This window comes from Micromonospora rubida (assembly GCF_009908295.1).
GTDB lineage: Bacteria > Actinomycetota > Actinomycetes > Mycobacteriales > Micromonosporaceae > Micromonospora > Micromonospora rubida.
This window is the reverse complement of record NZ_JAAALO010000003.1, coordinates 136504-150189: the sequence shown is the minus strand read 5'-3', so window position 1 is coordinate 150189 and position 13686 is coordinate 136504. Positions and strand designations below refer to the sequence as shown.

Annotated in this window: 15 protein-coding genes; 6 read left to right on the top strand and 9 right to left on the bottom strand. The window is 73.7% G+C overall.

Annotated features, from left to right (window positions below; all coding sequences use genetic code 11):
• Positions 1-74: 74 nt before the first annotated feature.
• Complete coding sequence (gene glpX / locus GVV04_RS10395) at positions 75-1106, top strand: class II fructose-bisphosphatase (protein ID WP_161687061.1); 1032 nt, start codon at positions 75-77, stop codon at positions 1104-1106.
• Entirely contained in the window at positions 1103-2074 is a 972-nt protein-coding gene (locus GVV04_RS10390; RefSeq protein WP_161687059.1) for a DMT family transporter, read from the top strand. The genes glpX and GVV04_RS10390 overlap by 4 nt, the downstream gene beginning before the upstream one ends.
• Before the next feature lie 13 nt (positions 2075-2087).
• Here the strand turns inward: GVV04_RS10390 and GVV04_RS10385 are convergent, their stop codons facing one another.
• Positions 2088-3050: an NAD-dependent epimerase/dehydratase family protein gene (locus tag GVV04_RS10385; protein ID WP_161687057.1), complete on the bottom strand. Its 963-nt coding sequence runs from the start codon at positions 3048-3050 to the stop codon at positions 2088-2090.
• Positions 3051-3196: 146 nt separating this feature from the next.
• On the opposite strand from GVV04_RS10385, the gene GVV04_RS10380 reads away from it, so the two are divergent.
• Complete coding sequence (locus tag GVV04_RS10380) at positions 3197-3889, top strand: TetR/AcrR family transcriptional regulator (RefSeq protein ID WP_161687055.1); 693 nt, start codon at positions 3197-3199, stop codon at positions 3887-3889.
• A gap of 111 nt (positions 3890-4000) precedes the next feature.
• Here GVV04_RS10380 and GVV04_RS10375 read toward each other — a convergent pair whose 3' ends face one another.
• From GVV04_RS10375 to GVV04_RS10350, 6 genes are all read right to left on the bottom strand, one after another.
• Positions 4001-4969: an NAD(P)/FAD-dependent oxidoreductase gene (locus tag GVV04_RS10375; protein WP_161687053.1), complete on the bottom strand. Its 969-nt coding sequence runs from the start codon at positions 4967-4969 to the stop codon at positions 4001-4003.
• A gap of 126 nt (positions 4970-5095) precedes the next feature.
• Positions 5096-5746: a rhomboid family intramembrane serine protease gene (locus GVV04_RS10370; RefSeq protein ID WP_161687051.1), complete on the bottom strand. Its 651-nt coding sequence runs from the start codon at positions 5744-5746 to the stop codon at positions 5096-5098.
• Positions 5747-5864: 118 nt separating this feature from the next.
• Entirely contained in the window at positions 5865-6572 is a 708-nt protein-coding gene (locus GVV04_RS10365; protein ID WP_161687049.1) for an aggregation-promoting factor C-terminal-like domain-containing protein, read from the bottom strand.
• A 277-nt stretch (positions 6573-6849) separates the two neighbouring features.
• Positions 6850-8259, bottom strand: a complete 1410-nt coding sequence (locus GVV04_RS10360) for a PhoH family protein (RefSeq protein ID WP_161687047.1) — start codon at positions 8257-8259, stop codon at positions 6850-6852.
• A 438-nt stretch (positions 8260-8697) separates the two neighbouring features.
• On the bottom strand, positions 8698-9060 hold the full coding sequence (locus GVV04_RS10355) for a hypothetical protein (protein WP_161687045.1): 363 nt from the start codon (positions 9058-9060) through the stop codon (positions 8698-8700).
• A gap of 76 nt (positions 9061-9136) precedes the next feature.
• Positions 9137-9481 (bottom strand): hypothetical protein, encoded by a 345-nt coding sequence (locus GVV04_RS10350; RefSeq protein WP_161687043.1) that lies wholly within the window; start codon positions 9479-9481, stop codon positions 9137-9139.
• A gap of 263 nt (positions 9482-9744) precedes the next feature.
• On the opposite strand from GVV04_RS10350, the gene GVV04_RS10345 reads away from it, so the two are divergent.
• The 3 genes from GVV04_RS10345 to otsB all read left to right on the top strand — a co-directional run bounded on the left by GVV04_RS10345 (position 9745) and on the right by otsB (position 11595).
• A complete protein-coding gene (locus GVV04_RS10345; RefSeq protein WP_161687041.1) occupies positions 9745-10185 on the top strand; it encodes a helix-turn-helix domain-containing protein in 441 nt (146 codons plus the stop codon).
• Positions 10186-10348: 163 nt separating this feature from the next.
• Positions 10349-10702: a hypothetical protein gene (locus tag GVV04_RS10340; RefSeq protein ID WP_161687039.1), complete on the top strand. Its 354-nt coding sequence runs from the start codon at positions 10349-10351 to the stop codon at positions 10700-10702.
• Between the two features lie 68 nt (positions 10703-10770).
• On the top strand, positions 10771-11595 hold the full coding sequence (gene otsB / locus GVV04_RS10335; RefSeq protein ID WP_161687037.1) for a trehalose-phosphatase: 825 nt from the start codon (positions 10771-10773) through the stop codon (positions 11593-11595).
• 96 nt (positions 11596-11691) lie between these two features.
• On the opposite strand, the gene GVV04_RS10330 is transcribed toward otsB, so the two are convergent.
• A complete protein-coding gene (locus GVV04_RS10330) occupies positions 11692-12462 on the bottom strand; it encodes an isoprenyl transferase (protein ID WP_161687035.1) in 771 nt (256 codons plus the stop codon).
• Between the two features lie 31 nt (positions 12463-12493).
• Positions 12494-13636 (bottom strand): geranylgeranyl reductase family protein, encoded by a 1143-nt coding sequence (locus GVV04_RS10325; protein WP_161687033.1) that lies wholly within the window; start codon positions 13634-13636, stop codon positions 12494-12496.
• Between the last annotated feature and the right edge of the window lie 50 nt (positions 13637-13686).

Sequence of the window (13686 nt, the reverse complement as noted above, 5' to 3'; positions counted from 1 at the left end):
CAGCGACAAAACTGGCGGCGGCGACGGCCGCATGCCGCCGGTCCACCCCGCAAAGTCGCGAGGAGGAAGCCGTCATGACGAGCACCAGGACGCGTACCCCCCAGGATCTGGACCGCAATCTCGCCCTCGACCTGGTTCGGGTCACCGAGGCTGCGGCGATGGCCGCCGGCCGGTGGGTCGGCCGGGGCGACAAGGAGGGTGGCGACGGGGCTGCCGTCGACGCCATGCGCAAGCTGATCAACTCGATCCCGATGCGGGGGGTCGTGGTGATCGGCGAGGGCGAGAAGGACAACGCCCCGATGCTCTTCAACGGCGAGGAGGTCGGCGACGGCACCGGCCCAGAGGTGGACGTCGCCGTGGACCCGGTCGACGGGACCACGCTGATGAGCAAGGGCATGCCGAACGCGCTCGCCGTGCTCGCGGTGGCCGAGCGCGGGGCGATGTTCGACCCGAGCGCCGTCTTCTACATGGAGAAGCTGGCCGTCGGCCCGGCCTACGCCGACGTGGTCGACATCAACGCCGGGGTGGCCGACAACCTGCGCCGGATCGCCAAGGTCAAGGGCACCGACATCTCCGAGGTCACCGTCTGCGTGCTGGACCGCCCGCGCCACGACGACCTGGTCACCCAGATCCGCCGCGCCGGGGCCGGCATCCGGTTCATCTCCGACGGCGACATCGCCGGCGCCATCGCCGCCGCCCGCGGCGAGTCGGGCGTCGACGTGCTGATGGGCATCGGCGGCACCCCCGAGGGGATCATCGCCGCCTGCGCCCTCAAGTGCATGGGCGGGATGATGCAGGCCAAGCTCTGGCCGACCGACGCCGCGGAGCGGGAGAAGGCGCTCGCCGCCGGGCACGACCTGGACCGGGTGCTCACCACCGACGAGCTGGTCACCGGCGACAACTGCTTCTTCGTGGCGACCGGGGTCACCTCCGGCGACCTGCTGCGCGGCGTGCGCTACCAGGCCGGTGGGGTGTTCACGCAGTCGATCGTCATGCGCTCCAAGAGCGGCACGATCCGGGTGATCGACTCGTACCACCGGCTGGAGAAGCTGGCGCTGTACTCGGCGATCGACTTCGACGGTCGTCCGCTGGCCGAGCAGGAGTGACGGCCACCATCACGAACGCGCCGCCGGCCCTGACTGCCGGCCGCCGGATCACCGGCGTCGGGCTGGCCGTCGCCTCCGGGCTCGCCGTCGCCGTGCAGTCCCGGATCAACGGCGAGCTGGGCGTACGACTGGCCGACGGGATCGCCGCCGCGGTGGTGTCGTTCGGCCTCGGCCTGCTGGTGCTGCTGGTGCTGGTCCCCGCCACCCCCGCCGGGCGGCGGGGCCTGTCCGCGCTGCGGGCGGCGCTGGCGGACGGGTCGCTGCGGCCGTGGCAGTGCCTCGGCGGCGTCTGCGGCGCGTTCCTGGTGGCCAGCCAGGGGCTGACCATCGGCACGCTCGGCGTGGCCGTGTTCACCGTGGCGGTGGTCGCGGGGCAGTCCGGAAGCAGCCTGCTGGTCGACCGGGCCGGGATCGGCCCGACCGGCCGCCAGGCGGTCACCCCGAACCGCCTGGTCGGCGCGGCGCTGACCGTGCTGGCCGTGCTGCTGGCCGTCGGCGACCGGCTGGGCGAACCGGGCACGCTGGGCCTGGCCGTGCTGCCGTTGCTGGCCGGGATCGGCCTCGCCTGGCAGCAGGCGGTGAACGGGCGGGTCAGGGCGGCCTCCGGCAGCGCGCTGGCCGCCACGCTGGTCAACTTCACCGTCGGCACCGTCGCGCTGCTCGTCACGTTCGCGGTCGGGGTGGCCGTCCGGGGCGGCCCCGCCGGGGGCCTGCCGACCGAGCCGTGGCTCTACCTCGGCGGGCCGATCGGCATCGTCTTCATCGCGATCGCGGCGACCATCGTGCGGTTCACCGGGGTGCTGCTGCTCGGCCTGGCCACCATCGCCGGCCAGGTCGTCGGTGCCGTCCTGCTCGACCTGGTGCTGCCGACCGCAGCCTCGCACCCCGACGCGGCCACGCTGCTGGGTGCCGGCCTCACCCTGGTCGCGGTGGTGGTCGCCGCCCGCACCCCGGCCCGCCACCGGTAGGGAGGGCCTCGGCTCAGGGTTGACGGTCACCGGCCGGCGTCCGGCCGACGGGCGGGGTGACGCCGCGCAGGGCCGCGACGGTCTCGGCGAGCGCCCGGTCCAGCGGGGTCGGCGCGAGGCCGAGCGTGGCGGTGGCCGCGGTCGAGTCGAGCAGGTACGGCCGGTCGAACTGGTAGGCGGTCTCCCGCAGCTCCCGGGCGAACGGGTTGACCAGCCCGCCCAGCCAGAGCGCCGGGTACGGCAGCCGGGTGAGCTTCGGGGCGGGGGCACCGGCCAGGGCGGCGGCCCGGGTGGCCAGCTCGCGGGCGGAGACTGCGGGCGGGCTGGGCACGTGCCAGGCCCGGCCCCAGGCGCGCTCGTCGGCGGCGGCCGCCACCAGGGTACGGGCGACGTCGTCGACGTACGTCCAGGTGTGCGGGGCGTCGAAGTCGACGGGCAGCACCACCCGGCGGCCGGCGAGCACCCCGGGCAGCATCATCATCGGCAGCGAGGTGGCACCGGCGCCCAGGTAGTCGGAGCCGCGCACCTCGGTCACCCGGGCCTGGCCCGCGCGGTGGGCGGCCAGCGCCTCGGCCCACATCCGGTTGCGGACCCGCCCTTTCGTGCCGGGGGCCGCGGGCGGGGTCGCCTCGGTCATCGGGCCGTCGACCGGCCCGTACCCGTAGAGGTTGCCGACCGTAGCGAGCACGGCGTCGGTGCGCCCGGCGGCGGCGAGCAGCGCGGCGGCCAGCGGCGGCCAGTCGATCGACCAGCGGTGGTACGCCGGGTTGGCGCAGTTGTAGAGGGCGACCGCGCCCTCGGCGAGGGCGGCGAGCCGGTCGGGGTCGGCGGCGTCGGCGGCGACCCGCTCGACGCCCGGGTGGTCCGGGCCGGTCCCGCGCCGGGTGACCACCCGGACCCGCTCGCCGGCGGCCGCGAGGAGACGGGCGGTGGCGGTGCCGACGGGCCCGGCGCCGACGATCAGATGCAGCGACATCACAGATCACCTTTCGAAGCATGAGTACGACTAGAGAGCACTGCTCTCGTTTGTGGCCCGCCCAGCATGCCGCCCGGCCCGGCCGTTCGTCAAGAGCAGTGCTCTCTGTTTTGATGGCCGCTCTCGACTATGGCAGAGTGAGGACCATGCCCGCCTCCTCGATCCGCGCCCGGGTCCGCGCCGAGATGCTCGACGAGATCAAGGCCGTCGCCCGCCGGCACCTCGCCGACGACGGGGCGAACCTCAGCCTGCGGGCGGTGGCCCGGGACATGGGGATGGTGTCCTCGGCGATCTACCGCTACTTCCCGAGCCGGGACGACCTGCTCACCGCGCTGATCATCGATGCGTACGACACGCTGGGGGCGGCGGTGGAGTCGGCCGACGCGGGCGCGGACCGGCTCGACCTGCGGGGGCGCTGGCACGCGGCGTGCCGGGCGGCCCGCGACTGGGCCCTGGCCCACCCCGCCGAGTACGCGCTGCTCTACGGCAGCCCGGTCCCCGGGTACGCCGCCCCGGACGACACCGTGGGGCCGGCCCAGCGCCCGCCGGCCATCCTGGTCGGCATCCTGCGCGACGGCGTGGCCGCCGGGCTACTCTCCGCCCCCGACCCGGGGGAACTGCCGGAGCCGCTCCGGACGGACCTCGTGGAGGTCGCCGACGCCCTCGTCCCCGGGCTGCCGGAGGCGTTGCTCGCCCGGGGGATGGCCGGCTGGACCCAGCTCTTCGGGCTGATCAGCTTCGAGTTGTTCGGCCGGATCAACCGCTCGCTCCCGCACCGCGACGAGTACTTCGACCACCAGACCGCCCTGATGGCCGACCTCGTCGGCCTCCCCCGCTGACCCACCCACCCCGCGATCTTGCACTTCCGGCCCCCGGTTCGCCCCTTGTGCACCCTTCGCCCGGGCCGCCACTGCAAGATCGACGCGTGGGGGGGTGGGGTGGGGTGGGGGTTAGGTGGGGTCGGAGGAGTGGCCGGGGAAGAGGTGGGCCGACGGGTCGATCGCCACGGCGGCGTTGTTGACCGCGGTGGCCGCCTCGCCGAAGCCCGTGGCGATCAGCCGGACCTTGCCCGGGTACTCGGTGATGTCGCCGGCCGCGAACACCCGGGGCAGGTTGGTCGCCATCGCGCTGTCCACCACGATGTGCCGGCGGTCCAGTCGCAGCCCCCACTCGGCGATCGGGCCCAGGTCGGCCGTGAAGCCGAGCGCGGCCACCACCGTGTCGACCGGCAGCGTCTCGGCCCCGCCGCCCCGTACGGTGATCTCGGCGCCGGTCACCGTGCCGCCCCCGTGCAGGCAGGTGACCTCGGCGTTGACGATGACCCGGACGGGCAGCTCCCGCACCCGGGCGACGGTGCCGGCGTGGGCGCGGAACCTCTCCCGCCGATGCACCAACGTCACCGAGCGGGCCAGCGGTTGCAACGCCAGCGCCCAGTCGAACGCCGAGTCGCCGCCGCCGACGATCAGCACGTCCCGGGCGGCCAGCGCGGCGGGTTCCGGCACGAAGTAGACGACCCCGGCGCCGGTGAAGCTGTCGGCCACCGGCAGCGGACGCGGGCTGAAGCTGCCCAGACCGCCGGTGACGACCACCGCGCCGCAGGAGAGCTGCTGGCCGCCGGCGAGGCCGAGCACCGGCCGCCCGTCGGCGTGGGACAGCTTCTCGGCCCGGGTGCCGAGCAGGTACCGCGGGTGGAACGGGGCGGCCTGGGCGACCAGGTTGGCCACCAGGTCCCGGCCCTTGACCGCCGGGAAGCCGGCCACGTCGAGGATCAGCTTCTCCGGGTACATCGCGGTGATCTGGCCACCGGCCTCGGGCAGCGCGTCGACCACCGCCACGGAAAGCCCTCGGAACCCGGCGTAGTACGCGGCGAAGAGCCCCGTCGGACCGGCACCGATCACTGCGACATCCACCTCGGACATGACGTACCGTCACTTTCCGCTGACGAATCACGGTGTGCTGGTGCCGACGGTAGGCCCGGCAGGGGACCAGGGCAAGCACGTCCCACACCGATGTGCCGCACCCGGGCGGCAGGGGAAGGCGCCGCGTCAGGGCAGGGTGAGCGGGGCGTCCAGGTCGGACCCGGCCCGGCGGCGGTGCCGGAACAGGATCGCGGCGACCACGCCACCGACCAGCCCGAAGAGGTGACCCTGCCAGGAGATCCGCTCGTCGGTGGGGAGGATGCCCAGCAGTTGCCAGCCGTAGAGCAGGCCGACCAGCAGCACCACCCCGAAGTTCCACCAGCTCCGCTCGACCACGCCCCTGGTGAGCAGGATGCCCAGGTAGCCGAAGATGACCCCGCTGGCCCCGACCACGACCGAGTTCGGCGAGCCGGTGAACCACACGCCCAGCCCGCTGACCAGCACGACGACCAGGGTGGACCAGAGGAAGCGCCGGAAGCCGGCGGCGAGCACGAACGTGCCGAGCAGAATCAGCGGCACGCTGTTGCTGTAGAGGTGGTTGAAGTCGGCGTGCAGGAACGGCGAGAAGAACACCCCGTCCAGCCCGTCGATGCGGCGCGGGATGATGCCGGCGGCGAGGTCGAGGTCGATGCCGAGGCCGGCGTCGAGGCCCTCGATCAGGAAGAGGACCGGCACGACCGCGCACATGGCGACGAAGGCGCGGCCGATCGAGGCGTAGAAGGCCCCGGTGCCGAAGCGTCGCGGGTCGCCGCCCGGGAGGTCGCTGTGCAGGGTCACCCCCCAGAGCTACCAGCAAACCCCGCCGACCGCCACCCGTGGGCGCGACGGAGCCCGGTACGACGACGGCGGCGGGGGTGCGGACGCCCGCATCCCCGCCGCCGCTATGCCTCGTCGGTCAGTACGAGCCGTTGTTCTGGAAGTGGCTCCACGCGCCACAGGGGCTGTTGTACCGGCCCTTGATGTAGCCGAGGCCCCACTTGATCTGGGTGGCCGGGTTGGTCTGCCAGTCACTGGCGACCGAGCCCATCTTGCTGCCCGGCAGCGACTGGGGGATGCCGTACGCGCCGGAGGAGGAATTGCGGGCCTTGTGGTTCCAGCCGCTCTCCTTGGTCCAGAGCTTCTCCAGGCACGGGAACTGGTCGATGCCGAATCCGGCGTCGAGCATCAGCGCGCAGCCGATCTTCCGATTGCCGCCGTACTCGCTGCACGAGGCCGGGATCGGGCCGTCGTACGGCTTGCTCGCCTTGGCCGCCGCCGACTCCTCGGCGGCCTTCTTCGCCGCCGCCTCGCGCTCCTTCTTGCGGGACGCCGCGGCGACCTCGGCCGCACGGGCCCGCTCGGCGGCCTCCTTCGCCGCCTCGGCGGCGCGCAGCTTGGCCTGGTACTCCGCTGCGCGCTGCTTGGCGGAGCTGACCCGGTGCTCGGCCTGCCGCTCGCGCTGGTAGTCGTACTCGGCCTGGTCGATCTGGAGGCCGACCTGCGCGGTCAGGCCCTGTTGCTGGGTTTCTCGGTCTTCGCCCAGATAGAAGCCGCCGGCAACGCCCACAGAGAGCAGTGCGACGGCGGCGGTACGGGCGCCGAACCGGCTCCACAGCCGACTCACGAAGTGGTCCCTTCGTCGGGGGCAAGGAACACGACGCAGCCCCGACCCGCGGAGGGTCGACCCGCGTCGCAAGCGCCCCGACCCTGCCGGTCGCAGCCGACGCACCCGGGTTCCGTCCGCCCCGCCATCGACGACGGCGGACGATCTTCCCGGTACGTGGACGCTCGTTGGACACCATTGCGCACGGCGGGACCGATGGGAAACCGTCCGCCCCAATTGTGACTTGGGCCACAGCTGGAATAGGGATGAGTTGCCACTTAACGGACAAGCGCCGTGATCAGACCGGAATGCCCTCCAACAGGTCGGTCACCATCGCCGCGATGGGCGACCGCTCGGACCGGGTGAGCGTGATGTGCGCGAACAGGGGATGGCCCCTGAGCGCCTCGATCACGGCGGTCACCCCGTCGTGCCGCCCCACCCGCAGGTTGTCCCGCTGGGCGACGTCGTGGGTGAGGACCACCCGCGACCCCTGGCCGATCCGGGACAGCACGGTGAGCAGCACGCCCCGCTCCAGCGACTGGGCCTCGTCCACGATGACGAAGGCGTCGTGCAGGCTGCGGCCCCGGATGTGGGTGAGCGGCAGGACCTCCAGGATCCCCCGGGCCATGACCTCCTCCAGCACGTTCTCGTGCACCACCGAACCGAGGGTGTCGAAGACCGCCTGCGCCCAGGGCGACATCTTCTCGGTTTCCGAGCCGGGCAGGTAGCCCAGTTCCTGGCCGCCGACGGCGTAGAGCGGGCGGAAGACGACCACCTTCTTGTGCCGACGCCGCTCCATCACGGCCTCCAGGCCGGCGCACAGGGCCAGCGCCGACTTGCCGGTGCCGGCCCGTCCGCCCAGCGAGACGATCCCGATCGACTCGTCCAGCAGCAGGTCGAGGGCGATCCGCTGCTCGGCCGAGCGGCCGTGCACGCCGAACGCCTCCCGGTCGCCCCGCACCAGCCGGACCGTCTTGTCGGGCAGCACCCGGCCCAGCGCGGAGCCGCGCGTGGATTGCAGCACCAGCCCGGTGTGGCAGGACAGCCCGGCCGCGGCGTCCACGTCCAGGGCCTCCCCCGCGTAGAGCCGACCGATCTCGTCCTCGCCCAACTCCAGCTCGGCCATCCCCGTCCAGGTCGGGTCGCTGGCCTGCCCGTGCCGGTACTCGTCGGCGTGCAGCCCGACCGAGGCCGCCTTCACCCGCAGCGGCATGTCCTTGCTGACCAGGGTCACCTCCCGCCCCTCGGCGGCGAGGTTGAGCGCGACCGAGAGGATCCGGGCGTCGTTGGACTCGTTGCGGAAGCCGGGCGGCAGCACTCCGTCGTCGGTGTGGTTCAGCTCCACCCGCAGGGTGCCGCCGTCGTCGTTGGCGGGCACCGGCCGGTCCAGCCGGCCGTGGCGTACGCGCAGCTCGTCCAGCATGCGCAGCGACTGCCGGGCGAACCAGCCCAGCTCCGGGTGGTGGCGCTTGCCCTCCAATTCGGAGATGACCACGAGGGGCAGCACCACCTCGTGCTCGGCGAACCGGTGGAACGCCGCCGGGTCCGAGAGCAGGACCGAGGTGTCCAGGACGAACGCCTGGCCGGCTGGTCGGGGCTCCTCGGGCTCGACCGGGGCGGCCGCGCGGCGGCTCCGGGTGGCGCGGCGGGTCGTGGCAGTCGCGGCCGGGGTCTGGTCGGCACCGGCGGGGGTACGGCGAGTCGTCACAGGCCTGCTCCGGCGGATGGGCACCCGGCCATCCGCGTTCCGCCTCGTCCGGTGCCCGGAGACACGGGGTCGGATGCGGGCCCGTGCGCAAGGTCGCAGATCCGGGCTGGCCGGCTGGCTCGGGGGAGCCCCGTGCCATGACTAGACGCTAGCCCCGCCGGGGCCTCCCGGCTAGAGGTTGCCGACTGGATCTCCGGCGACGGGCCGGCGGGCAGGCCCGGTGGACCGGCCGGGATGCATGCCCCCTGCGCGCATCCCGGCCGGTGGGACCACAGTCACCGGTCTGACGTGGCCCCGCCGGTGCGCGCCCGCCGCGGACGGCGCACCGTGCTCGTGCCGCTCCGGCCGGAGCCGGCGGGTCCGCCCCTCCTACCGGCCTGCGGTCGGAGGGTCCGCCCTCCCCCTGCCCGACGGGGGCCGGCGGGCGGTCGGGCCGGGTCAGCCCTGCCATCGGATCAGGGCGCCGGTGGGGTGCCGCCCGCTCGCGGAGGCCGGCGCGGCGACCGCCACGGCGCCCCCACGGGACGGGGTGGCAAAGGACGAGCCGGTGTAGGTGGTGCCCTGTTGGGCTACCTGTCCGCTCCGGTCGCGGGTCGGCGGCGGGCCAGCCAGGGCGGAGGCGATGGCCGCCTGCGCCTCCCGGCGGCGCCGGTTCCAGGCGCCTCGGTCGCCGTCGAAGTACCCCTGCCGGTAGCCGAAGCGGTAGCCGATCCGATAGCTGAGCTGACCGTGCAGCCGGCCGGCCGCGTAACTGGTCGACCCGAGGACGAGGACGAGGAAGACCGCGAGGAAGGGACTCATCCGGCGGCTCCCCGGCGGGGCGGCGGGGCGGCTGCGCGGCGGGACGGAGTGGCTCCCCGGCGGGGCGGCAGGGCGTTCACCGTTCCTCCGGCTCGACGAAGGTGGGGTCGGTGGCCAGCAGTTGGTCCAGGTCGTCGGTGCTGACCTCCTCGGTCAGTTCGACGCTGATCCGGCAACCGTCCAGGACCACCTCGGCGACCGAGGAGCGGCGGATCTCGCCGCCGGCGTCGTAGACCCGGACGCTGAGCTCCGGGCAGCCGAGATGGGTCCGCCAGGCGGTCCACTCCGCCCGGTCCCCCACGTTCAGCGACAGAAAACGGCAGCCCCGGGCGAGGTAGAGGCGCCACGGCGCGCTCAGCCCGGCGGCCACCCCCTCCGCGATCAGGCCGAAGGCCTGGGCGCGGGTGGCGAGTTCGGTCACCACGCCTCCCTCGTACCGGGTGAGGGACGCATGCGAGCACCAACCGTCTCAGGCACGCGACACACGGTAGATTGTCCCATGAACGTGACAGTATCAGCTTTTCGTCCGATCGTATCGGCACTGACCGGCAGCCATTCTGCCCAGGTGAGGGCCTCGGGAAACGGCGCGGAACGGTCAATTGACGCGCCGTACGTGTGTCTCACTCACGTGACACATGCGCGCCCGGCGACCAGACCGGACGTGAGTGGTCGTACCGTCACGGAGTGACCGAGAGCGCTCAGGCCCGGAAGATCGCCTTCGCCGCCTTCGTCCGCCGGGCCCTCGACGACGCCCGGGCCATGCGCGCCTGGAGCGGCACCGAGGTCTCCCGGCGCACCGGCGTCTCCCGCCAGACCGTCAACCGCTGGGTCCGGGGGGACTGGGTCAGCGACCCGGAGGCCGAGCGGGTGGTCGCCTTCTGCGAGGGTCTCGGTCTCAAGCCGACGGCCGCCTTCGCGGCGCTGGGCTGGGACCGGGCGACCACCCCGCGCCCCGTGCCCGGCCCGCCCCCGATGGACCCGGACGTGGAGGCGCTGCTGCGCCGGCTGATCGACCCGAACGTGTCGGACGCGGAGAAATTCCACATCCGAGAAACCATTCGTTACCTCGCTTATCGCCCAACTCTTGCTACCGATGTCCGAAAAAGGAGTAATCGGGCGGGCTAGTTCCTCAGATGGCGAAATAACGGCAGGTCGAACCCAATCGTTTGCCTTCGGGGGAAGAACGGGAGCGCTAGCGTCCCTATTCGTACTGCTTGGGCTCGTCGTCGGCGGGGGGACGGGACAAGGCCGAAACCCAGCCCTGCGGGACAGAAGGAGGGGTCTGTCCATGACCCTGAAGTGGTTGGCAGTCGTGGTCGCGGTGGTGTCCCTGACATCGGCCGTGACCGGCAACCTGGTGATCGGCGTGGTCGACGGCGGGCAGCTTCCCGTGGTCGCCAACGTCCTCGCGCTCACCACCGCCGGCACGGCGGTCGTCCTGGCCGTCGTCGCCGAGCTGAACGACCGGCTCAACGACCGGCTCAGCGCGCTCACCGAGTTCCTGGTGGCCCGGCTCAACGAGATCGAGGCGCGCACCGGCGACCGGAACACCGGTTTCGTGGAGGGCTACCTGCTCAGCCACGGCCAGGACGCCGAGGTGGTGCCGTTCGGACGCCGGGGTCGGGGAGCCGCCGAACGCTGACCTGGACCGGGCCGGGAGACTCGTCTCGACCACGAATACGCCGCCCACTCCGGGGTACGCTTTCGCCCGTGCCGCCGTCGAATCTGGGCAACCAGCAACCGAAGATCCCGTTGGACGCCGGCCAGGCCTGGCGGGCGACAGCCGGCCGGGTGGCCGACACCGTCCTCTTCTTCGACTTCGACGGCACACTCGCGCCCGTCGACGACGACCCGACGGCGGTCCTGCCGGCCCCGAAGGTGCTGGCCGCGATCGAGGCCCTCGCGCCGCTGGTCCGCCGGATCGCGATCGTCTCCGCCCGGCCGGTGGAGTTCCTCCGCGACCACCTCGGCGGGCTGGACGGCGTCGACCTCTACGGCCTCTACGGGCTGGAGCACAGCCACTCCGGCGGCGAGACGGTCACCGAGCCGGCGGCGCTGCCCTGGGTGCCGACCATGCGGGAACTGGCCGACCTCGCCCGCGCCGAACTGCCGGCCGGGGCGCTGGTCGAGTTCAAGCGGCTCTCCGTGGCGCTGCACTGGCGCACCGCCCCGCAGCTCGGCGCGGCCGTGCAGGAATGGGGCCGGGCACAGGCCGAGCGGCTCGGCCTACGCGTCCAGGCCGGCCGGATGGTGCTGGAGATCAAGCCGCCGGTCGACCGGGACAAGGGCATGGTCATCGGCGAGGTCGTCCGGGACGCCGGCGGCGCCTGGTACTTCGGCGACGACGTCTCCGACATCAAGGCGTTCGCGGCGCTGCGCGCCCGCGCGGCGGCGGACCCGGAGTTCCTCGGGGTCTGCGTGGCAGTGGCGAACCCGGAGACCGGCCACGAGGTCGCCGAGGCCGCCGACCTGACGATCGACTCCCCCGCCGCCCTCGGCGACTTCCTCACCGAGGCCCTCCCCCACCTCCGCTGACGCCCACCCCGCCGATCTTGCACTCTCGGCCCGGACAGGGCCGACAAAGCGGACGGAACAGGGGCCACGAGTGCAAGATCGCGGGGAAGGGGCGGGTCAGCCGCCGAACCGGCGCTGGCGGGTGGCGTACGAGCGCAGCGCGCGGAGGAAGTCGACCCGGCGGAAGTCCGGCCAGTTCAGCTCGCAAAAGTAGAACTCCGAGTGGGCCGACTGCCACAGCATGAAGCCCGACAACCGCTGCTCACCGCTGGTCCGGATGATCAGGTCCGGGTCCGGCAGGCCGCGGGTGTAGAGGTGCTCGGAGATGTGCTCGACGTCCAACGCCTCGGCCAGTTCCTCGATGGTGCCGCCGGCCGCGGCGTGCTCCAGCAGCAGCGAGCGGACCGCGTCGGCGATCTCACGCCGGCCGCCGTACCCGACGGCGATGTTGACCTGGGCGCCGCCGACGCGTCCCCGGGTCCGCTCCTCGGCCGCCTTGAGCGCCGCCGCGTGCTGCGCCGGCAGGACGTCGAGCGCGCCGACCATCCGCAGCCGCCAGGGGTTCCCCTCCTCGGCCAGCTCGGTGCTCAGGTCCTCGATGATCTGGAGCAGCGGGTCCAGTTCCTCCGCCGGGCGGGACAGGTTGTCGGTGGAGAGCAGCCAGAGGGTCACGTGTCCCACCCCGGCGGCGTCACACCAGCGCAACAGCTCCTTGATCCGCTCGGCGCCCATCCGGTGCCCGTCGTTGGGGTCGACGAAGCCCATCTCCCGGGCCCAACGGCGGTTTCCGTCGCACATCACGCCCACGTGCCGAGGCACCGGCGTGCCCGCGAGCTTGGCCGTCAGTCGCCGCTCGTACACGGAGTAGAGGAGGTTCCGCAGAGTCATCACCTTGCAGAGTAGCGACCCGCCCCCTCGATCAGTCCCCCGGTGGCCCATCCCGGCCCGAGATACCGATGCCGATCATCGCAAGGGTGCGTGCGTCCAGCCGGCCGTCGCCGAGGCCCAACTCGACGACGGTGCCGAAGACCCGCTCGTCACGGCGGGCCGCGCGTACCGCCCCGTCGACCACCCACCGCCGCCGGGCCAGCCGGGCCGCCGCCGAGCTGTGCCGCAGGTGGGTGCCGAGCCGACGGCGCAAAGCGTCGGCGTACCGTCGGGCGGCCCCGCCCGGGTCGCCGGCCGCCGCCACGCCGGCCAGCGCGCCGGAGAGCAGCGCGTAGAAGATCCCCTCCCCGGTGAACGGGTTGATCAGCGACAGCGCGTCCCCGGCGAGCACCAGCCGACCCCGGCCCGGCGACGGGCGGTGGGTGGACAGCGGCAGGTGGTGGGCGCGCAGGGCGGTCACCCTGGCCGGGTCGGTGCCGGGCAGCAGCGCGGCCAGCCGGTCCAGCAGGTGGGCGCGGGTCAGCGGCTCGCCCCGCAGCACCTCCCCGTACCCGACGTTCGCCCGCCCGTCGCCGATCGGAAACGACCACGCGTACGCCGGCCAGCGCGGCGCCGAGGTGACGATGAGCTGCTCGGGCGGGCCCGGCAGGGCCGGGGCGTACCCCCGGACGGCCAGCGCCAGATGGCGGTCCGGGTTCGGCGGGTGGCCGAGCGCCCGGCGGACCACCGACCCGGCCCCGTCCGCGCCGACCACCGCCCGCGCGGCGATGTCGCCGTCGAGCACCACCCGCCCGTCGCGCGCCTCGACCCGGCGCACCGTGTGCCGGCGCAGCTCCGCGCCGGCCGCCACCGCCGCCGCCACCAGCCGGGCGTCGAAGACCTTCCGGGGCACCGTGTACGCGGGCCGGGGCAGCGGCCGGGCCACCGCGCCACCCCCGGGCCCGACCAGTCGCAGCCGGGGCAGCGGGGCGTATCCGTCGACGGCGTCGGTGACGCCCAGCCCGGCGAGGACGTCCAGCGCGTGCGCGGCGATGCCGTCCCCGCACGTCTTGTCCCGGGGGAAGTCGGCCCGGTCCAGCAGCAGCACCCGGGCCCCGGCCCGGCGGGCCGCCAGCGCGGCGGCCGCCCCGGCCGGGCCCGCCCCGACCACCGCCACGTCGTACTCGTCGGTCATGCCGCCTCCCCTGCTCCCTGCGCTCAGCCCGGCACGCCCGGCCGGCGCAC